General features: G+C 66.7%; 18 protein-coding genes. 10 read left to right on the top strand and 8 right to left on the bottom strand.

Annotated elements, in window-relative coordinates; translation table 11 throughout:
- Window positions 1-10: 10 nt before the first annotated feature.
- The 4 genes from V9L18_RS11230 to V9L18_RS11215 form a co-directional block, all read right to left on the bottom strand.
- A complete protein-coding gene (locus V9L18_RS11230; protein WP_337347248.1) occupies window positions 11-364 on the bottom strand; it encodes a hypothetical protein in 354 nt (117 codons plus the stop codon).
- 28 nt (window positions 365-392) lie between these two features.
- Window positions 393-1445 (bottom strand): hypothetical protein, encoded by a 1053-nt coding sequence (locus tag V9L18_RS11225; protein WP_337347247.1) that lies wholly within the window; start codon window positions 1443-1445, stop codon window positions 393-395.
- Window positions 1446-1550: 105 nt separating this feature from the next.
- Window positions 1551-3416 carry a gamma-glutamyltransferase family protein gene (locus V9L18_RS11220; RefSeq protein WP_337347246.1) on the bottom strand — a complete coding sequence of 622 codons (1866 nt, stop codon included), beginning with the start codon at window positions 3414-3416 and terminating at the stop codon, window positions 1551-1553.
- A 124-nt stretch (window positions 3417-3540) separates the two neighbouring features.
- Window positions 3541-5712, bottom strand: a complete 2172-nt coding sequence (locus tag V9L18_RS11215) for an elongation factor G-like protein EF-G2 (protein ID WP_337347245.1) — start codon at window positions 5710-5712, stop codon at window positions 3541-3543.
- Between the two features lie 159 nt (window positions 5713-5871).
- On the opposite strand from V9L18_RS11215, the gene V9L18_RS11210 reads away from it, so the two are divergent.
- Complete coding sequence (locus V9L18_RS11210) at window positions 5872-6453, top strand: hypothetical protein (RefSeq protein WP_337347244.1); 582 nt, start codon at window positions 5872-5874, stop codon at window positions 6451-6453.
- Here the strand turns inward: V9L18_RS11210 and V9L18_RS11205 are convergent.
- Window positions 6419-7141, bottom strand: a complete 723-nt coding sequence (locus V9L18_RS11205) for a helix-turn-helix transcriptional regulator (protein WP_337347243.1) — start codon at window positions 7139-7141, stop codon at window positions 6419-6421. The two genes, V9L18_RS11210 and V9L18_RS11205, sit on opposite strands and share 35 nt — an antisense overlap.
- An 88-nt stretch (window positions 7142-7229) precedes the next feature.
- On the opposite strand from V9L18_RS11205, the gene V9L18_RS11200 reads away from it, so the two are divergent.
- Window positions 7230-7643, top strand: a complete 414-nt coding sequence (locus V9L18_RS11200) for a hypothetical protein (RefSeq protein WP_337347242.1) — start codon at window positions 7230-7232, stop codon at window positions 7641-7643.
- Window positions 7644-7696: 53 nt separating this feature from the next.
- Entirely contained in the window at window positions 7697-8545 is an 849-nt protein-coding gene (locus V9L18_RS11195) for a DUF5655 domain-containing protein (RefSeq protein ID WP_337347241.1), read from the top strand.
- 19 nt (window positions 8546-8564) lie between these two features.
- Here the strand turns inward: V9L18_RS11195 and V9L18_RS11190 are convergent, their stop codons facing one another.
- A complete protein-coding gene (locus V9L18_RS11190) occupies window positions 8565-9689 on the bottom strand; it encodes a zinc-dependent alcohol dehydrogenase (RefSeq protein ID WP_337347240.1) in 1125 nt (374 codons plus the stop codon).
- 368 nt (window positions 9690-10057) lie between these two features.
- Here V9L18_RS11190 and V9L18_RS11185 point away from each other — a divergent pair, with 368 nt between their 5' ends.
- Complete coding sequence (locus tag V9L18_RS11185) at window positions 10058-11866, top strand: DUF222 domain-containing protein (protein WP_337347239.1); 1809 nt, start codon at window positions 10058-10060, stop codon at window positions 11864-11866.
- 13 nt (window positions 11867-11879) lie between these two features.
- On the opposite strand, the gene V9L18_RS11180 is transcribed toward V9L18_RS11185, so the two are convergent.
- Both V9L18_RS11180 and V9L18_RS11175 read right to left on the bottom strand, forming a co-directional pair.
- Window positions 11880-12815: a 5'-3' exonuclease gene (locus V9L18_RS11180; protein WP_337347315.1), complete on the bottom strand. Its 936-nt coding sequence runs from the start codon at window positions 12813-12815 to the stop codon at window positions 11880-11882.
- A gap of 31 nt (window positions 12816-12846) precedes the next feature.
- Complete coding sequence (locus V9L18_RS11175) at window positions 12847-13095, bottom strand: hypothetical protein (RefSeq protein ID WP_376047368.1); 249 nt, start codon at window positions 13093-13095, stop codon at window positions 12847-12849.
- 321 nt (window positions 13096-13416) lie between these two features.
- Here V9L18_RS11175 and V9L18_RS11170 point away from each other — a divergent pair, with 321 nt between their 5' ends.
- From V9L18_RS11170 to V9L18_RS11145, 6 genes are all read left to right on the top strand, one after another.
- Window positions 13417-13575 (top strand): hypothetical protein, encoded by a 159-nt coding sequence (locus tag V9L18_RS11170; RefSeq protein WP_337347237.1) that lies wholly within the window; start codon window positions 13417-13419, stop codon window positions 13573-13575.
- A 98-nt stretch (window positions 13576-13673) separates the two neighbouring features.
- Window positions 13674-14972, top strand: a complete 1299-nt coding sequence (locus V9L18_RS11165; protein WP_337347236.1) for an SWIM zinc finger family protein — start codon at window positions 13674-13676, stop codon at window positions 14970-14972.
- Complete coding sequence (locus V9L18_RS11160) at window positions 14969-16420, top strand: DUF5691 domain-containing protein (protein ID WP_337347235.1); 1452 nt, start codon at window positions 14969-14971, stop codon at window positions 16418-16420. Before V9L18_RS11165 ends, V9L18_RS11160 begins: the two co-directional genes overlap by 4 nt.
- Window positions 16417-17523: an ATP-binding protein gene (locus tag V9L18_RS11155; RefSeq protein WP_337347234.1), complete on the top strand. Its 1107-nt coding sequence runs from the start codon at window positions 16417-16419 to the stop codon at window positions 17521-17523. Before V9L18_RS11160 ends, V9L18_RS11155 begins: the two co-directional genes overlap by 4 nt.
- 44 nt (window positions 17524-17567) lie before the next feature.
- On the top strand, window positions 17568-19916 hold the full coding sequence (locus V9L18_RS11150; RefSeq protein ID WP_337347233.1) for a DUF5682 family protein: 2349 nt from the start codon (window positions 17568-17570) through the stop codon (window positions 19914-19916).
- Entirely contained in the window at window positions 19913-21109 is a 1197-nt protein-coding gene (locus V9L18_RS11145) for a VWA domain-containing protein (RefSeq protein WP_337347232.1), read from the top strand. The genes V9L18_RS11150 and V9L18_RS11145 overlap by 4 nt, the downstream gene beginning before the upstream one ends.
- The last annotated feature ends 4 nt before the right edge of the window (window positions 21110-21113 follow it).

Here is a 21113-nt window from a genome sequence, read left to right as displayed (position 1 = left end):
TACTGGAGTGTTATTGCTGCTGCGGAGGCTCCTCCGGCCAGTCAGGGGCTTCCCTTCCGGGCGCGTCCCACGGCAGGCCTTCCCCCGGGCGGGTCTTGGCTTCGCGGCGGGACAGCCACGCCTCGGCAAACAGCCGCTCCGCCGGCGTGAAATCCGCTGCCACTTCCGCCGGGACGCCCCCAGTGAACCAGCGCGTCCCCGGGACTGCCTCGGGCAGCGGATGGGTTGCCGGCACTCGCACAATGGCAATCCGCGGCGGCAGCCATTGAAGCACGACGGCGTGCTGGCGCAACTCCGCGAGCCGCCCACCGGCGGCGGCCTCCACGTCCAGTACTACCAGCGCCTCCACGAATTCCTCGGCCATGCGTTCCTCCGGAGTGCCCATCGGAGCGCTAGGTCCGGGCTCCGTGCGGTTTCCCGCCGACGCCGTCCAGGACGCCCCTCGCCTGCCGGTCCACAAGGCCGGTTAACAACTGCTGGGACGCCCCGAAGAGGATGGCCCAGGCCAGGATCTGGGGCGCCGAATCCAGTGCGCTCAGTCCGGGCACAAACCCGCCGCCCATGAGGACCAGGCCCAGCACCGCGGTAAGTGCCCCGGTGGGGAGCTTGAGGACCGTGAGGGCAATCGGGAGGCTGAACGGAACCGGGGTTGCCTCCATGCGGTGCAGGGACGTTGCCCCGGACACGGCAGCCGCCACCAGCCCAACGAACTGGATCAGGAAGATGTCCCCCGGCATCGCTGTCCTCAAGACCACCAGGTCCTTGTCGTCACCGGCGTCCGGGCGGTACAGCGACTCCGCAGCAGGGCAGACGATCTTGTCATCGGGGTTGAAGCACAGCGGGATGGACTGCGGCGCGCTCAGGCCCCAGATCCCCAATGCCACGGCCACCGAGAACAGCACCACGGTGGCCACTACCACCGCGTTCCGGAAGTTCCGGACCTTGATGTACTGCTGCCGTGAATGCGACCGGGCCGCCGTGAGGGCTATGCCAAGGCTCTCGCGCGTGTCGATGCTGACCGGCGACTCAAGGCTCTGTTTGGACAGCGCTTCGATCCGCCTTCTCCGTGGGTCTTCGGCTTCAAGGTACCGGCGGACGTCCGAGTGGATGCCGGGGAAATGCCCCTGGATGTAATCGTCCGGCGCGCGTAGCAGCAGCAGGGATTCTGCGGCATCCAGGTTGCTGACGGCGCATTCGATGGCTGATCCGCCGAAGTCGGTGAATCCGCGGTGGTTCCTGCCCCCGGCGGAGGTCTCGGCGATATCCAGGTGCCGGCTGATGCCCTCGTCGAGGACTGCAAGGAATTCGTCGTTGCTGCGGGACTGCATCCACACGGACAGGGCCCTGAGCCGGGTTGCGCGGGTCAGGACCTGCTCCGCCCAGATCCTGTTTTTGTGGCGTAACCGGTCTTGCTGGACCGTCCCGTTCTCGGTTGGATCACTCATCCCGGTCGCCTTCCGCCCGTGCGGCTGAATCTGTCATCCCCCCACGAGCACCCAGTATGGACAGGCGGCGTTACACCGGCGTTACGGAACCATCCTTTCCACCGCTCACTTGGCCGGCCGGACCACCATCGCTGAACCACCCCCGCGCCTGAGGGGCTCGGCCACTGCGGTCATGCTGTTATCCGGGCCAAACTCAATGGCTGTTGCGGCGCCGATCTCTGCCGCGGACGTGAAGGCGTCCCCTGCGGGTACCAGGTTGTGGCCGTACGGTGCCAGCTGGGATCCATAGAGCGTGATGAAGTCCGGCTCGGCCGTGACGTTCACCGTGTTGCGCTGGGCTGCACGGGGCGCGGCGAGCGCGTCGAAAATGCCCATGCCCAGATCCACCCGGTTAAGGATGGTTTGCAGAACCGTGGTGATGATGGTGGAACCGCCGGGCGAACCGAGCGCCAGGAACGGTTCTCCTTCGTGAAGGATGATCGTGGGCGACATTGACGAGCGCGGACGCTTCCCGGGTTCAATCCGGTTCGGGTCGTCCGGATTTGTGGAGGTATAGGAGAAGTCGGTCAGCTCGTTGTTGAGCAGGAATCCGCGGCCGGGCACCACAATGCCCGAGCCGCCGGTCTGCTCGATGGTGAGGGTGTATTCCACGACGTTGCCCCACTTGTCAGCCACGGTCAGGTTGGTGGTTGAGATGTTTTCGGTGTCCGTTTCATCAGCGGCCGCAGCGGGTGGAACCGGGCATACGCCGTCGTAGGATGTCACGTTCCCGGCCGGTACCGGTTTGATGGCCGCAGTGTCCGGATCGATCTGGCAGGACCGTTCCTTGCCGAATACCGGGTCCGTCAGTACCTCGGTGGGGACGTCGAAGAACGCGGGGTCACCCACGTAGGCGCCACGGTCCGCGAAGGCAAGCGCACTCGCCTCGAGGTAGTGGTGCAGGGCACCGGCGTCGGACATTCCGGCGAGGTCGAACGGCTCAAGGATGTTCAGTGCCTCGCCGACTGTTGTGCCGCCGCTGCTGGACGGCGCCATGCCGTAGACGTCGTAGCCGCGGTAGTTGACGTGCGTGGGCTCCTGGTCAATCGTCCGGTACGCAGCCAAATCCGCCGTCGTGAGGTATCCGGGCACAGCGGGAATGGAGACGGGCGTCGTCGCAGGTGGCACGGGTGCAGGAGCCACCCAGGTGGGATCCTTCGGCGGATCCTGCACCGTGGCGGCGATCTCCGCCGCGAGCGGGCCGCCGTAGAAGGCATCCGTCCCCTCCTTCGCGAGGAGCCGGTAGGTCTTCGCGAGGTCCTGGTTGTGGAAGACACTGCCGACGGCGGGGGCGTCGCCACCGGGAAGGAAAAGCTCACTGGTGGGCGTGAAAGCGGAGAAACGGACTTTGTTGTCAAGGGTCTGCTGGCGGAACGTTTCGTCCACCACAAACCCGCGGTTGGCCACCTTGATGGCAGGCTCGAGGGCCTCATCGAGGTCCAGCGTGCCCCATCGTTCCAAGGCGCGTTCCCATGTGGCCGGCGTGCCCGGTACACCAACCGAGACGCCGCTGGAGACGAGCTCCGCAAACGTGTAGAAGGTCCCTGTCGCCGGGTTCACGAACGCCGTTGGCGGCATGGTTGCCGGGGCGGTTTCACGGCCGTCGATAGTGCCCACCTTGCCGGTCTTCGCGTCGTAGAACACAAAATAGCCGCCCCCGCCAATCCCGGCACTATAAGGCTCTGTGACGCCCAACGTAGCCGCGGCGGCAACAGCGGCGTCCACGGCATTACCGCCGTCCCGCAGGACCTCAATGGCCGCAGCCGATGCCTCCGGGTCAACGGTGCTCACCGCCCCGCCGTACCCGGTGGCAACAGCCTCCTTCGTCGTCTCGCGAGGATCGGCGGAGGCCGGATTCATCACCGCCCCGCCCATAACGCTCAAAGCCAAAACCGCCGTAGAGGCAGCAAGTCGACGTCGTAAACCTGGCATAGTCGCTCCCTGGTGAGGGTGGTGCGGGTTGAGGTGGGCGTCAGCCTACTCCGCGGCAGTTCGACATTCAACGGTGGATCGAAAGCCCGCGCCCTGGTAACGCGCCAGCCCGCGGCCCTGCCGTTCAGGCGACAGGAACCGTGTTGCCGGGCACAGGGTCGTGCCTCAGGTACCGGCGCCGGAACCGTCCTGTGCCGGCAGTAAGGGCCCGCAATTCCACGGCGTACTTCAGGAGTTCCTGGTCGGGGACCTCAGCACTGATTTCGGTCAGATCCGAGCCGGAGGACGTTGTCCCGGTCAGGCGGCCGCGGCGGGCGGATAGATCACTCATCACCGCCCCCACATGCTCATCCGAGACGCTGATGACAACTGAAGAAACGGGTTCCAGCAACTGGATACGCCCCGCTGCCGCGGCTTCCCGCAGCGCCAGGGCACCGGCTGCCTGGAAGGCGGCGTCCGAAGAGTCCACGCTGTGAGCTTTTCCGCCCACCAGGGTTACGCGCAGGTCCACCACCGGGAAACCAGCGGAGACACCTTTCTGCATCTGCGACCGGACACCTTTCTCGACGGACGAGATGAACGTTCCCGGGATCACTCCACCCACAGTCCGGTCTACGAATTCGAAGCCACCACCTCGGCTGAGGGGTTCGACTTCAATGTCGCAAATCGCGTACTGCCCGTGGCCGCCGGACTGTTTTACGTGCCGGCCGTGGCCGGCAGCAGGAGCGGCGAAGGTTTCCCGGAGGGGCGTCACGACGCTGACGGTGTGCAGTTTCACGCCCTGGTCGCGCAGCCTGTCGAGCACCACCTCGGCATGGGCTTCTCCCATGCACCACAGGATCTGCTGGTGGGTTTCGGCGTTTCGTTCCACCCTCAGGGTAGGGTCCCCCGCTGCCACCTTTCCAAGGCTGCGGGCCAGTACGTCTTCGTCGCTGTGGGAGTCAGCCTCGATGGCCACGGGCATCAGGGGCTCGGGGATCTCCCAAGTGGCCAGGAGCAGGGGCTGCTCGCGGCCGGAAATCGTATCCCCGGTCTCGGCGCTGCCGAGCTTGGCCACAGCGCAGATGTCCCCGGCAATGCAGCTGGACACAGGACGCAGGTTGGCTCCCAACGGGGAATACAGGTGGGTGACGCGTTCGTCTGTGTCATGGTCCTGGTGGCCGCGGTCCGCCAGGCCGTGGCCAGCCACATGCACCGGGGTATCCGCCCGCAGCTCCCCGGAGAACACCCTGACCAGACACACGCGGCCCAGGAACGGATCAATGCTGGTCCTGACAACCTCCGCGGCCAGCGGCCCGGCAGGGTCACACGCCAAGGCACCCAGCGGGGTTCCGGCCAGATCGGTCACGTCAGGCAGGGAGCGCTCCAGCGGTGATGGAAACGCCTGGGTCAGGACCTCCAGCAGTTCGGCCGCGCCCACCCCTGTCACGGCTGATGTGGAGAGAACCGGGAAGAAGGAACCGCGGGCGACGGCGGTTTCCAGGTCCTCGACCAGCACAGCGGTGTCGATGTCCTCACCGCCCAAATAGCGGTCCATCAGCGTCTCGTCTTCGCTTTCGGCGATGATCCCTTCAATGAGTTCCGCCCGGGCAGATTCTGCTTCCTCCAGCTCCCGGGCACTGCCGGGGCGCCCGGTGGGGCGAACCTCCCCCGTCCCGTATTCAGAGACAGTCCCCGACAACAGGCCGAGGAGGCCGGTGACTTCACCGCCGGTCCGGACCGGGACATAGAGCGGCAGCACTGAATCCCCGAACGCCGCACGGCAGGCGGCCAGGACGCCGTCGTAATCGGCGCGGGGATGGTCCAGACGAGTGATGGCCACGGCGCGGGGCATCCCCAAGTGTTCGCACTCACCCCACAGGGCCGTGGTGGTCGCGTCGATGCCGTCAACGGCCGACACCACAAAAAGGACGGCGTCCGCAGCCCGCAGCCCTGCCCGGAGCTCCCCGATGAAGTCCGGATATCCGGGCGTGTCCAGGAGGTTCACTTTGGTGTCGCCAAGCAACAGCGGAACTACTGACAGCGTGACCGAGCGCTGCTGATGGACGGCAGAAGGATCCGAGTCGCTGACCGTTGTGCCGTCCGCGATACTGCCCTTGCGGGTAATCATGCCGTTCGCGGCAAGCAGCGCTTCAATGAGCATGGTCTTGCCCGCTCCGGAGTGGCCCACCAGCGCCACATTCCGGACCTGCGCAGGGTCCTGGGCGGGGATGCCGGCCGAGGCATCGGACCGGCGTGCCTCCGGTCCGCCGCGGCCGGCCGTCCTCGCTGCGTCCTTGGTACCTTTCACCGACATTGGAACCTCCTGGCGTCTTTGCCATGCCACCCGGGCTGAACGTGTTACTTGATTCGACACCCTGGCGGGCGGAACGGCAAGGGCACCGCCGGGCGATTCATGGACCGGTGGATAATTGCAACCAAGCCGAACAGTCAGCGCTGGCGTGAGGGGGTCCGGATGCAGCCATTTCCGCGCATCACGGTTGAGGTACCTGTGCTGGGTGTGGGATCGGGGCCGGCAGACTATGAGGGCCTTGCCCAGCGCGTCGATAGCCTGCGCCGGGTGGGGGGACTGCACATGACGCTGCTGCACATCGGCATCCTGGAGGACTTCTCCCGAGACGTCACCGAGTGGACCAAAGGCATCACCAGCGCGGACGCTGCAGCCCGGGAAACGGTACGTTGGCTGCGGTCCCTGCCGGTGCTCGGCGCCTTCTCCGGAACGTCAGACCGGCTCATTGTGCTGGGCGGAGGTGGCATCGCCGGACTGGAAGTGGATGTGCCGCAACAGGTGCATGATTTCCAGGTGTCGCTGGTGGAGGGACTGCGGGTGCTGCTCGACGGCCTGCTCGTGGACAACGTGGACGACTTCATCCTCAGTTCGCCCGCCCTGGGGTTCCGATACCCGCACTGGGTGCCGCACGTGGCGGTGGGCCGGCCGAAGTCACGGTCCCGCGGACCGGTGGGGATTCCGCCCATGACCGTGGCGTTCGGTGAATCGCGGATCAGGAACGGGAGGTTCCTGCCGGCAGTTGACTGAGGTCAGCGGATCCGGCGTCGTTCGCACCTGGCGGGGCGATTCTTGCGCAGCACTGCCCGGGAGTGTCGTTGCCCAGCACCCTGTCCTCGGAATCACCGCATCCGGACGCCGCACCGCGGAGGAATGCGCCGTTCATCGCGCAAACCGTGTCCGGATGCCTGTCCGCCAGCCGATGGAAAGGGCAATTCAGCAGCGTCAGGCCGCCGGCGCCATCCGGTTCAGGCTGGTAGCCCTCGGCCGTGAGGAAGCCCTCCAGTGTCCCGTTTCCCGCAGCCGCGGTGCGGCCGGCTTCACGTGAAGTGACAAGGAGCGCTTCCCGGACAGGTGTCCCGCCGGACGACGAATGCTCAATGGCTGCAGCGAGCAGCTCGCCGGCGAGATCGTAGTTCCGGTCCGGAACGAAGGCCCCGATCTCAGGCTCGGCGGTCCTGTACATCTTGGCTGGCCGTCCCGACCCCGGGCCGGTCTTTCCCGCCGGTTTGTGGAACTCCACGGCCAACAGGCCGTCCTTCACCAGCCGGTCCAGGTGGAAGGACGCGGTGCTTCGCGGTAGGTCCACGGCCGCTGCCGCCTCGTCGCGGCCAACGGCACCGTCCGACGCTGAGACAAACTCGAACAGCTGGCGGCGCTTTTCATCCCCCAACGATGCGACGGCGGCCAGCCGGCCGGCCCACGGAAGTCTGCGCATGAGGGAGCCTCCTTCTAAAAACAACAACTGTTGATTAATCATAGCTTCACTTCTAAAATAGCATTACCTACTTTTAGAAGGAGTCATCATGAAATCCACTGCTGCGGAGCGGACGAACGGCCGGAGCCTGGTCGCTGAACCGGGGCATCAGGCGTTCCTCCTGCTTCGCACCGTCTTTACCGTTGCCCCCATCCTTTTCGGGCTGGACAAGTTCACCAACCTTCTTGCCGACTGGACCATCTATCTGGCCCCCGTGGCGAGCAGCGTGGTGCCCCTTCCGCCGCAGACCATCATGTATGCCGTTGGAGTGGTGGAGATCATCGCCGGCATCGTGGTGGCGGTCCGACCGCGCTTCGGGTCCCTGCTCGTGGCTGCCTGGCTGCTGGGAATCATCATCAACCTCCTGGTGCTGGGCAGTTTCTTTGATATTGCCTTGCGCGACTTTGGCCTCCTGGTTGGTGCCCTGGCACTTAACCGGCTCGCCACGGCGGAGTCGCATTAGGCGTCTCAAGGGCCCTTCCCGGACCCTTGCCGGGCTGTGGGCGCGGAGAAATAATGGCCGCATGGTCCACTTCAGCGCTCTCGTTCGGCTGCAGGGACGCAACCCCTGCCTCGATGTACCTGATCCGCGGCTTCAACGCCACCCTGATGCCCGTCAAGGGCAGGGGGCACGTGCTGTATCTTCCCGGTGGTCTTCGGGCGGCAACTGGCGTGAAGGCCGGCGACGTGGTGTCCGTCGATCTCCAGCCGCAAACTGCCCAGCAGGTCCTCCCGCCCGGCGAACTGGCCTCCGCGCTCCACGATCAACAAGGCGTCGCGGACCGTTGGAGCCAGCTGCCGGTGGCGTATCGGCGGGAGCTGGCCCGCTTCATCGAAGACGGCCGATCCCAAGGATCACGGAAGCGAAGGGTTGACCAGGTCGTGGCGCAGCTCGTCGGCGGGGCGGTTCTCCCGCCGGGCCGCCAAAGCGACCTGCCTTTGTGGACATGCCCGGACTGCGGTCAGTCGTTTGTCACTCGGAACATGAACCATTCCTGCGCCGTGCATTCATTGGACGAACCATACCGCGGGAAGCCGCCCGAAATCCGGCAGCTGTTCGATATGGTCCGCCAAACTGTGGAAGCGATGGGACCTGTGACGCTTGTCCCCTACCGGGACCGCATGGCCTTTATGGTCCGAGTGCGCTTTGCCGGAGCCAAGCCGGCGAAGAGATGGCTCGATGTGGACTTCTGGCTCACCCGCAGGATCGAGTCTCCCCGGTTCCGGAAAGTTGAAACGCTAACGCCGTACACGCACATCTACACAGTCCGCGTCACCAATCGCGCCGCTGTCGCCGACGAGCTCGCCGGCTGGCTCCGCGAAGCCTATGAGGTGGGCTGCCAGCATCACCTGCGGGAACCCTAGTCACTTTGCCCATGCCCGTTCAGGCCTGAATGAGAGCCGGGCGGTGGAGGACAAGCTTGGTGGCGTGCTCGGCGTACGCGCTGGGAGCGTCGTCGAAGTCCGCGAGGTGGCTCGTGACCTTCTCCGCGGGGAAGTTGTTGGTATGGACCCAGTCCAGGAGTTCGGGCAGGACCGCGCGGGGATGGGAAACACCCAGATGCAAGGTGATGTCGTTGGCGTACATGTGCATCAGAGGGATTCCTGTATTGGTGCCCGGATAGTAGCCAATGGCCGTACAGATCCCTCCTGGGGCCGTGGCGCGGATGGCCTTGCGGACCCCGGAAGCAGTGCTGGAAGCCTCGACCACAATGTCGTACCCGGCCCTTGGACTGGCAGACTTCCCGGTGCGCTGGTGGGCATCGGCTCCGAGGGAATGGGCAACATCAAGGCGACGGTGACTGGTGTCCACATAATCGACCTTCGAGGCGCCGTGTGCCACAGCCAGTCCGGCCGCGTACAGGCCAATTGATCTTCCGCCCCCGCCGCCAAGGACCAAGACTTTCGCACCAGGCCTGGCCCGGAGCTGCGGCACCACGGTCCGCCATCCATCCGCGAGGTTGTCGCTGGCGGCCGCGACGCGCAGTGGGTCGAGCCCGTCGGGCAGCGGGACGAGCATGTGCTCGGCAAACGGCACCCGGATCAGGTCTGCCACCATCCCGCCGTAGGGCCCGCAGGCCGGGCCGAACCCGTAAGCAGCGATGGCGCGTCCGTCCCGGGCAACGGTGCATTTGGAGGTCAGGCCCCGCTTGCACATCGCACACCGTCCGCAAGAAACGGACCATGGCACAACCACTTTGTCGCCCACATTGAGATTCCTGACGTACGGCCCGGTCTCGACCACCTCCGCGATCGCTTCGTGCCCAATCGCGAACGGTCCTTGGAAGGGCACCGGCCCACAGATGTTTCCGACGACGGGGTCGATCACCCCTGCCTTCAAACCGGCCTGCAACCCCCGCGAGACACGGTGGTGGATCGGCAGAGTGTCACCGTCGCAACGGCCCACAACAATCGGGCGCACGATCGCATCATCTCCTGTGATCAGCCTCGGGTCGATGCGTTCAATCCACTCCAGCTTGCCGGTGCTGATGAAATTCAGTTCACGCATGGGTGGATCCGTTCTGTGGGGAGCCCTGTGCTGATGATTTTCTCCCCTGCCGCTCATTCTGCCGGGGACGCCCACCACGATACGGGCAGCAGCGGCTTCCGAGAAGACCGGTTAGAAGCGCTAACTCATTCCGTGTCCTTCGTGGCCGCAGGGATGGTCCGGCACGGAACATGGGGATGACACCGCCGACGGAAAAAGTTCGCTCTCGAGTCCGGTTTTCACGGCAGCCTCGGCCGGAGGCCTTCAACTTGCGGCCCTGCACCCGGGGACGAAAACCGCCCAAAGGCAATTCTGAGAGGGTCCTGAGGTTATCCACATAGGGAATTTGCTGTGGTGTTTTTGTTGGCGGGTCGCTGGATGATGGGGGTATGGGGATCCCGGGTGTTGAGGAGGCGGTGGAGGCTTTCGAGGCTGCTGCGGCGGAGTTTGCTGCCTGTGTGCGCCGGGGGCTGGGCGGCCGCGGTTCCGGGACGGGTTCCCAGATGGATTCCGGAACGGGTTCCGGGATGGGTTCCGGGGGTGGTGATCCTTTGCGGGGGCAGGCGGATGCTTGCTTGGACGGGCTGGCCGGTTCGGTCCGGGTGGACGCGATGGTTGCGGCGTTCAGGGTTCGCCTGGCCGCCGCGTATGCGGGGAAGGCTGCGGCCCTGGACGGCCCGGTCAGGAGCCCTGGCGAACACACGGCCCAGGAGATGGGTGTGGTGTCCGAGGTCGCGTGTGCGCTGACGGTGAGTGAACGCTCGGCTTCGGCGTTGTTGGCGCAGGCCCATGAGTTGACCACTGCCTTGCCGCTGACGCTGGCTGCGCTGCAGGCCGGGGATCTGTCGTGGCAGCACGCGCGGGTCATGGTCGATGAAACTACCGGCCTGGATGCGGCCGGGGCGGCGGCGTTGGAGGCCCGTTTCCTAGACCCGGACGTGCCGGACCGGGCCCGGGAGTGCCCGGCCGGTGAGCTGGTCCCGTCCCGGTTCCGGCACAAGGCCAGGACCTGGCGGGAACGGCACCACCCGGTGAGTATTGAAAAGCGCCATGCCAGGAGCGTGTTGGACCGTCGGCTGGAGTACGTCCCGGACCGGGACGGCATGGCCTGGCTTTCGGCCTACCTGCCCGCGGACCGGGCAGCCGGGATCTGGAACGGCATCACCGCCACCGCCCGCACCCTCCAAGGCCCGGCCGAGACCCGCACCATGACCCAGCTCCGCGCCGACATCGCCACCAAACTGCTCCTGAGCGCCGGCTTCACCGGCACCACGGCCAGCCCGACCGAGGGCAGCACCACGGCCAGCCCGGCCGAGGCCAGCACAGACACAGCAACCGGCAGCTCCAGCACCAATAACGTCGGGGCGGGCAACAGCGGCTACACCAGCACGGCAGGCAGCGCCCCGGACCGCCGGACCGCCGCAGGCAGCCGTGCCCCGGACCGCGACGTCTCGGCAGGCTGCCCCGCGGGCCCCGACCTTACCGCTGGTAGTTCCCCCGACAGCCATGGCGGCGCTGGAAGCGTCCTGGCCAACGGGACCATGGCGGGCAACGACGTCCTGGCGGGCCTTGTCAAAGCCAACGGGACCGCGGCGGGCAACGAAGCCGTGGCGGGCAGCGACGTCCTGCCGGGCAACGACTTGATGACGGGCCGGGTCCCGTCCCCGGCGGCGCAGGTCCTCGTGACCGTGCCGGTGTTCGCCCTGATGGGCCTCACGGACGAACCCGCCACCCTCGACGGATACGGGCCAATCCCGGCATCGATGGCCCGCAACCTGGTCGCCAACGGCGCCGGCTCATTCCACCGCGTCCTGACCGACCCCCGCAACGGGGCACCACTGGAGATCGGCCGCCAAAGCTACCGGATCCCCGCCGCGATGCGCCAATGGCTCCGGATGCGGGACGGCAAATGCCCGTTCCCCGGCTGCAACAACCAGTCACTGGACAACGAAGCAGACCACCTCCTGGCCTGGGCCGACGGCGGCACCACCGGCATCAGCAACCTCGGCCAGCCCTGCCCCAAACACCACCGCCTGAAACACACCACCGCCTGGACACCCACCGCAGCCAGCATCGACAAACCACCCGGCTGGACCTCACCCACCGGCCGCCACTACCAAAGCGAACACCAAGACTGGGAACCACCCCACTGGCCAGCTCAAGTACTGAGCGAACTGGTTCCCGACCAGCACCTTTAGCGCTGGCCCAAGGCTAGCGCTGGTCCAAGGCGGCCAGCAGCCGTTTAACAGAGCTGCCCAGATTCCAGTCAACAGCAAGACGCTCCAGTTCGGCGCGCGAGTCGGCGCCGACGGGATGAAGCTGCGCTCCGGCTTCCTCGAGGGTGGGCAACTTGAGGTCGCGTACCACCTTCACTACCGTGGGCGCGACCATGAGGTAATCGGCAGCGGCTTCGAGTCTTGCCCGCACGGATGCGGAAACGCCGCCTCCCCCGTCAGCTGCCGCCGCGAGCAGATTGTCCAGCGTGCCGAACTGCCCGAGCAGGGACGCGGCGGTCTTCTCACCGACACCGGCGACGCCTGGCAGCCCGTCTGATGCGTCGCCGCGGAGCGTGGCATAGTCGGCATACTGTTGGGGCAGCACGAGGTACTTGCCGACAACGACCACCTCCGTCAACACTTCGAGGTTCCTCATCCCCCGCGCCGTGTAGATCACGCGCACTTGGCGGGCGTCGTCGATCACCTGGAATAAATCGCGGTCTCCCGTGACGACGTCGACCGGAAACTCGGCGTGGCTGGCGTACGTGCCCACGACGTCGTCCGCCTCGTGCTCGTCAGCCCCGACGACGGCTATGCCAGCGAGGTCAAGCACGTGGCGGATCATCGGAATCTGGGCCTCCAGCGCATCCGGAACAACCTCGATATCGGCGGCATCCGGCATGACCTCCGCGACCCGGTGGGCCTTATAGGTCGGAATGAGATCCACCCGCCACTGCGGGCGCCAGTCATTGTCCCAGCAAGCGATCAGGTGTGTCGCACCGTAGTCGGTGGTGAGCCTGGCAATCATGTCCAGAAGGCCGCGGACAGCGTTCACTGGCGTCCCGTCGGGGCGACGGATGCTATCCGGCAGGCCGTAGAAGGCGCGAAAGTACAGTGACGCGGTGTCGAGCAGCATCAGGCGGTGTGGCATACCTGATCCTGACACGGATGCGTCGGCAGCGTTAGACCGCTCCCGCCCACCGTGGCCCGGCGGGCTGACGGATCGGCCTGATACGGCCATGAAGGTCAGCGGCCGGAATACGCCGGACCTCATGGGGCTGGACAACCGGGAGGTCGTAATTATCCGGCCGCGCTTCCTTCATGGCCTTCGGGCAGAGATCGGTGATGTGTCCCATGCCGGCATACTCACGCACCTCGGCAATGCCGGCAACCGCTGCGGTCTTGGTGTCAAAGGCTTTGGAAATGGCCATCACCGTTCCATCCGGTGCTGTGAGACGAAACCTGAAACAGGATTCTGGGTCCACGTAAAGTTCAAACATGCCGGCCATGGCTCTCCTCAAGTCTGCGCGATCAAACCCCGCGACGTCTTTGCCGCTGAGCTGAGGGACGCGACGCTGCGTCCCTTACCGCTGGTTTTGTTGTGCAATCCCATTGATCGGTGCATCAAGTTCCTAAAGAGTCTCGCTCAGCCGTGGGAGGGTGCGCAAGAGTCTTCAGTTAAGCTCTCCGCGTTCCCGAGGGCCTTGCACGCGGGCCTTTCGCACGTTAACTGGCAGGCCTACGCTGGTGGCATGCCTCAACCCCGCGTCAACGGCGTCGAGCTCTACTACGACGAAAACGGTAACGGGGTCCTCGTCCTGGGCCTCCACGGAACGCCCGTTTCAGCCGCGATATGGGAGGACGCAGGCAAGGGACTGGGCCTGCGCGGCGGCTCAGACTCCTGCACCTAGCCGGACGTCACGGACCCTGCAAATCTTGTTCAGATCTTGAGGGCCACGCCGCGCTGCTCACCTTGGCGCTTCCTGTGACATCGGGCACAATGTGCTTCATGGGGCGATGGAGCGAGCAGCAGGTGATAGGCGCCGCTCCCGACGCGTCGTCCCTCGCGGCCGCGCGGAAGCTGGCACGGCCGGGGCCTTGGTCGGATACGGGCAGCAACGACGACCTGGTCTGGGGCAAATGCCAAGGCAGTGGAAAGACGCCCTATCAGGTGAGCGTGGACACCGTGGCCCCCGCCTACCGGTGCTCCTGCCCCAGCCGGAAATTCCCCTGCAAGCACGCCCTGGCTTTGCTGCTTATGTGGTCCCGGGGTGAAGCGGCCGACGCCGGCACAGAGACCGCCGGTTTCGCCCAGGAATGGGCGGCCCAGCGGGCGGAACGGTCCGCTGCGCGGGAAAAACGCCCTACTGATCAGCCGACGGATCCTGCAGCACAAGCGAAGCGGCTGGCCGACCGAATGGCACTGATGGATGCGGGGATCGAGGACTTCGCCCGGTGGCTGACAGATCTGGTCAGGACCGGGCTGGCGTCCGCACGCACCCAGCCGTACTCCTGGTGGGACGGGGTGGCAGCCCGCCTTGTTGACGCCCAGCTTCCGGGTTTGGCTGAACAGGTGAGGGCCATGGGTTCGGACGTACACGCCCGGGCCGACTGGGCCGACCATCTGCTGTTCCGCGCAGGCCGCTGGTGGGCCGTGACCAAGGCCTGGCGCATGAGAGAAATCCTGACGCCGGAGGAGCTCGCCGATCTCCGGGTGGCCGTCGGCTGGGCAGTTCCGACGGCGGACGTCCACGGCACCGAGGCCCTGCACGGTCCCTGGCTGGTCCTGGGCGCCCACCGCAGCGACGACGGCAGGCTCAAGCAGCAACGGACCTGGCTCCGAGCACCCGACGGAACGGTCGTCGTCGTCCTCGATTTCGCTGCCCAGAGTGAGTCCCTGGCGACGCCCCAGCTCGCCGGCGCTGTCCTGGACGCCACGCTCGCACGATACCCGGGCTCCGCACCGAGGCGGGCCATGTTCACCAGCCCCGCCGCACCCTTGGGAACGGCAACCAGCCTGGGCGACGGTGGCAGTATCGCCCAAGCGATGGAAGTCGAATCGGCCGCGGTAGCCCTCTCCCCCTGGCGTGAGCGCCACCCCGTCCTGCTGGGCGGAGTGAGCATCTGTCCTGGTGACCACGGCTGGCTGCGGGACGGAGCGGGAGACGCCCTCCCCCTGGTCGACGCACCATTGGACGCCTTGCTGGCCCTGACCGGCGGTCATCCCGTGGACGTGTTCGGCGAACTGGACGAGGGCCACCTACGGCCACTGTCCGCCGTCGTTGGTGGAACGGTGGTGACGCCATGACCTGGCTGGCCGAGCTCAGGACGGCGGCGCTCGTCGGGACCGCCCGGCATCCGGCACCGCCGCCGCCCAGTGAACTGGGCGTCCGCCCCGCGGAAGGCCTGTCCAGCGAGGAATTGGTGCTTGACCAGGCGGCCCTGGCCGACGCCGTCAGCCGTTCCTCCCGGGAATCCACCACTTTGGATGCAGCTGACCTGCCCGAGCCAGCTCCACCGGATGATGCCCCCATAGCCTCTGATGCGGCCGCCCGACTGCTGGAACTGCTGCTTACCCAGCCGCCGGTCGGACAGGAGCTTCGGGGCCTGCTGGTGGCCGATTGGCTTCAGCTGGCCCAAGCCTTCGGCCGACGCGTTCCGCACAGACTGCTGCCTGTGCTGCTGGCTTTGGCGGAAACGAAGCCCGGGGTCGCAGCGTTTCTGCAGCCGGCGATCGGCACCCGGGGCCGCTGGCTTCAGGACCTCAAAGCGCGGGCGTCCGACCTTCCGGCAGCCAGTGCAACGGATTGGGCGGAGCTGAAAAGCGCGGACGCCACCAAAGAACTGGAACGCCTCCGCAGGAGTGACCCCGCCGCCGCCCGCGAATACCTTGCCGCCCACTGGGACACGCTCGGAGCGCGGGAGCGGGCCGCCCACCTGGGCACCTTGGCGATGAACCTCGGGGACGACGACGAGGACCTGCTCGAGCAGGCGCTCGATGACAAAGCCAAGGTGGTCCGCGAGGTCGCCGCCGGCCTGCTCGACCAACTCCCGGCCAGCGCCCGCGGCCGCCGTATGGCCACCCGGCTTCTCCCGCTGCTGCGCGTCAAGGGCATGCTGCGCAAGCAATTCGAGATCGACCTCCCTTCGGAACCGGACGCGGCCGCCCTGCGGGACGGGATCGCGCCGGACCCGCGCACCGGTGAGCCCGACCTGCTGGGCCGGCTCGACACCGTCGTCCGCGGGGCCCCGCTCGACGTCTGGACAAAGGCCTCTGGCCGCAGCCCCAGGGCAACTGTGGCACTGCTTAAAAGCGAAAAGCGCGTCCTCGAAACGATCCGGGACATTGCCGCACTGCGGGGTGACGGTGACTGGGCTCGTGCGCTCCTGGAGCTCCGCTTGGACTTGCGGCTGCTCAATTGCCTGCCTCAGGATGAGCGCGAAGAGACACTGATCCGGCACATCCGGGCCAGCGCCGCAAACCCCTTCGCACTGGCCACACCGCTGCGTGACATGCCACGTCCCTGGGGAACTGCCCTTGCTGAAGCCGTGCTTGAGCAGATTTCGGCCAAGAACGGCGGACAGCTGGCAAGCATGCTGGCCGACGTCCTGCCCGCGGCACTACCGCCGCAGGCGACCGGGCAGGCCCGGCGATTGCTAGAGCGTTCAGACGACGACGCCGCGCGGCGCCGCGTGCTCCGTGAGGCCCTGCAGTACCAATCATTCCGACAATCCCTGACGGAGGCTTTTCCATGACCAATGCCCCTAACGGCACCGATGTCCTTCGCGCCCACGCCGAGCACGCGTACTCCGACGAGCTCAGCGCGCTGGCCACCGTCGACGACCGGCCCCGTCCGCCCAGCTGGCGGCTGTCACCCTGGGCGGTAACCACCTACATCCTCGGCGGCACCCTGCCAAACGGAGTGCAAGTCACGCCCAAATACCTGGGCTCGGAACGGCTGGTGGAAATCGCAGTGGCATCCCTGGCAACGGACCGGGCCCTGCTCTTGCTTGGTGTGCCGGGCACCGCTAAGACCTGGCTGGGAGAGCATCTCGCCGCAGCTGTTTCCGGATCCTCAAAGCTCGTGGTCCAGGGCACCGCCGGAACTCCGGAGGAGGCACTGAGGTATGGCTGGAACTATGCGCGGCTGCTCGCCGACGGCCCGTCCCGGGCGGCCATGGTCCCCGGGCCGGTAATGCGCGCGATGGAAACCGGAAGCCTGGTGCGGGTGGAGGAACTCACCCGTATCCCGTCCGACGTCCAGGATTCCCTCATCACGATTCTCAGCGAGAAGACGCTGCCGATCCCCGAACTGAACGAAGAAGTGCAGGCACGCAAGGGCTTCAACATCATCGCGACGGCCAACAACCGGGACAAAGGCGTCAACGATCTCTCCTCGGCACTGCGCCGCCGCTTCAACACCGTGGTGCTGCCGCTGCCGGACAGCATTGACCAGGAGGTGGAGATTGTCACCACCCGGGTCCGCAGCCTGGGCGAGGCCCTTGAGCTTCCGGCTGACCTGGCCGCGCTCTCGGAGATCCGAAGGGTGGTCACCGTCATGCGGGAACTGCGCGCAGGCGTAACCCAGGACCAGCGAACCACCCTTAAATCGCCCTCGGCGACCCTGTCGACAGCAGAAGCCATCTCGGTCATGACCAACGGGCTCTCCCTCGCTGCGCACTTCGGTGACGGAACCGTCCGGGCCGAGGACGTAGCGGCCAGCCTGGTGGGCGCGGTGGTCAAGGACCCTGTCCAGGACCGGGTGATCTGGCAGGAATACCTGGAAACCGTCGTGCGGAACCGGCCAGAGTGGAAGGACCTTTACCGGGCCTGCCGCGACCTCGAATCGACCAACTGACTGTGGCTTCTGACCGGTCGGCCCTGACCGATGAGCCCTGACCGATGACAGACGTCCACATCCTGGGGATCCGGCACCATGGCCCCGGCTCAGCACACTCCGTCGCTGAAGCACTGGCCAGCCTCAAACCGGATTTGGTGCTGGTCGAGGGACCTCCGGAACTGGACCAGGTCATCCCCCTACTGTCCGATCCCGAGATGGTGCCGCCAGTCGCCGGCCTCATCTACGTAGCAGATGAGCCACGGCTGGCTTCCTTCTATCCGATGGCCAGTTTCTCGCCGGAATGGGTGGCGATCCGCTGGGCCCTCTCCACCGGCACTCAGGTGCGGGCGATCGACCTACCGGCGGCGCATACTTTCGCGCTGCAGATGGCCCCTGCGCCCTCTGTGCCTCCCGTGCCGCCGTCGGACGTGTCGCCTGTGCCTCCCGTGCCGCCGTCGGACAGTGAGAGGGAGGACGACGACGGTCCCTCCGCAGAAGGTACGGAACCACCTGCCCCTCCACAGCAGCCTTACCGGCCCGACGCGATCGGGATGCTCGCCGCGGCCGCCGGCTACAGCGACGCCGAACGGTGGTGGGAGGATGCCATCGAGCACCGCAACACTGACCCAGTCGACCGGTTCACGGCACTGACCGAGGCCATTGCAGAGATCCGTGCGGCCGACGACCGGCCGGGCGACCACCCCGACGTAATGGAGAACAACCGGCGGGAAGCCGCGATGCGGCGCCTGATCAGGGCTGCCATGCGCGAAGGGCACGCACGGATCGCCGTCGTGTGCGGTGCCTATCATGCCCCGGCGCTGGTACCCGCCGACTTTCCCCCGGTGTCTGCAGACAATAAAGTGCTGGCCGGCCTGCCTAAAGCCAAGGTCGCCGTCACCTGGGTGCCATGGACCTCGGGCCGGCTCAGCCTGCGCAGCGGATACGGTGCCGGGGTCACCGCACCGGGCTGGTACCAGCATCTTTTTTCGCACTGGATGACCCGGGGCTCCGGCCCGGACGTGTCCACCACCTGGCTGGTCCGGGTAGCCCATGCCCTGCGCCGGGAAAACCTGGACGCATCAACAGCCTCGGTGGTGGAAGCGAGCAGGATGGCGACTGCCCTGGCCGCCGTCCGGGGCCGGCCGAGCCCGGGATTGGCGGAACTGGACGACGCCGCCCAGGCCGTGCTGTGCGACGGTTCGCCCCTCCCGCTGGCCCTGGTCCATCGCGAACTCACCGTTGGACTCGAACTCGGGAGCGTGCCGGACTCCGCGCCGACCCTCCCCCTGGCCGCCGATCTGGCAGCCACACAACGCAGGCTCCGGTGGAAGCCCAGCGCCATGGAAGAGGTCCTGACCTTGGACCTGCGCAAGCCTAATCAGCTGGCCCGCTCGGTCCTGCTGCACCGGCTGGCACTGCTCGGAGTGCATTGGGGCGCGCAGAGCGAAACCGGCCGGACCACGGGCACTTTCAAGGAGGTCTGGACGCTCCATTGGCAGCCGGAACTCGCGGTTGCAGTGGTTGAAGCCAGCCGCTACGGCACGACGGTCGCCTCGGCTGCCTCGACCTGTGTGTCCGAACGTGCGCAGGCCGCCGGCAGCCTGGCCGAGCTTAGCGAACTGCTCGCAAGCTGCCTGCTCGCTGACCTGCCCGACGGCATAGGTGGCGTCGTCACGGTACTTGCTGAACGCACGGCCCTGCAGCAGGACGTCGCGCCGCTGCTGGAAACCATCGCCCCGCTAGCCCGGACCTGTAGGTATGGAAACGTCCGCGGGGTTGACGTCACGGGTGTACGGAAGATCCTGGACACAACGGTGGTGCGCGCCTGCGTGGGACTGCCCACAGCCTGCGCAGGCCTGGACGATGAAGCTGCGGACGCCATGCGGCGCGCCATCGACTCGGCCCAGCAAGGACTGTCCTTGATGCCCGACCTGCCGCTCGGCGACTGGCACCGGGCGCTCGCTGCCGTCGCCGGCTCGGACCGGATCCACGGTTCGGTGGCGGGACGCGCCACCAGGCTGCTGCTGGACGCGGGCCTTGTGGACGCGGACGACGTCGCCGCCCGGCTCAGTCGCCGGCTCTCAGTGGCCACTCCGGCTCGGGAAGCCGCTGCCTGGCTGGAGGGCCTGCTCTCCGGCGACGCGACGCTGCTGGTTTATGACCGGCGCCTCCTCAAGATCGTGGACGACTGGGTCGCCGGCGTTGACGACGACGTCTTCGACGACGTCCTCCCGCTGCTGCGCAGGACGTTTTCGGCATTCAGCCAGCCGGAGAGGCGGGAGATCGGCGAGCAGGTGAGCCGCATTGACGACGCCGGGCAAACGGACAGCCAGACAACTCTGGACTTGGCGTTGGCCGGCCCTGCCATCCGGACCATGGCCAGGTATCTCGGATGGGAGGTGGTCGCGTGACGGACGCGAACCCTGATGTCATCGGCCCGCGCGGCCGGCTGAACCGCTGGCGCCTGGTTCTTGGCGGGCAGGCTGCGGACGGCATCAGCACGGCGGACGGCGATAGCGTGGTGCTTTCAACCGCTGACGCGCGCCGGGACCAGGCCCTGGAGGCTTTGTACGGGGCGGAAAAGAACGGCCGTGGTGGCCTCGGCGCCTCCAGCCCACGGGTGGCCCGCTGGCTGGGTGACATACGGAGCTATTTCCCGTCCAGTGTCGTGCAGGTGATGCAGGCCGACGCCATGGACAGGCTCGGGCTGCGCCAGTTACTCCTCGAGCCGGAGATGCTGCGAACGGTACAGCCCGACGTCGGCCTCGTCAGTACGCTGGTAGGCCTCGGCCGGGTGATCCCCGAGCATTCCCGCGAGACTGCCAGGACAGTCATCCGGCACGTGACGAATGAGCTTGAGGACCGCCTGCGCGCCAAGACTGTCCAGGCGGTCTCCGGGGCGCTGAACCGGGCGGCACGGTCCCGGCGGCCCCGCCATCGGGACATTGATTGGGCCAGGACGATCGCGGCCAACCTCAAGCACTACCAGCCCGAATACCGGACGATCGTGCCCGAGCGGCTGGTCGGCCATGCCCGGCGCAGCACCGAGATCCAGCGTGAAATCATCCTGTGCATCGACCAGTCCGGGTCCATGGCCGAGTCTGTGGTGTACTCCAGCGTGTTCGGGGCTGTGCTCAGCTCGCTGCGGTCCGTGCGCACCCGGCTCGTGGTCTTCGACACCGAAGTCGTGGACCTGACCGATGAACTGGACGATCCCGTTGACGTGCTCTTTGGCGTGCAACTTGGCGGCGGCACTGACATCAACCGAGCCCTGGCTTACTGCCAGGAGCAGATCACCCAGCCCACCGAAACGATCCTGGTGCTGATCAGCGACCTCTACGAAGGAGGGATAGCGGAGGAAATGCTACGGCGCGCGGCCACGATCGTGGGTTCGGGGACCACCATGATCGCGCTGCTGGCGCTGAGCGACAGCGGCCACCCGTCCTTCGACTCGGGCCATGCCGCGGCCCTCGCGGGAATCGGCGTCCCTGCCTTCGCCTGCACGCCCGACCTGTTCCCTGACTTGATGGCTGCGGCCATTGAACGCCGCGACGTGGGCGAATGGGCGGCGGCCCAGGACATTCCGACGACCCACGAAGCGTAGGGGG

The sequence above is a fragment of the Pseudarthrobacter sp. CCNWLW217 genome (assembly GCF_037203985.1).
GTDB lineage: Bacteria > Actinomycetota > Actinomycetes > Actinomycetales > Micrococcaceae > Arthrobacter.
This window is presented reverse-complemented; position numbering and strand designations above follow the sequence as displayed.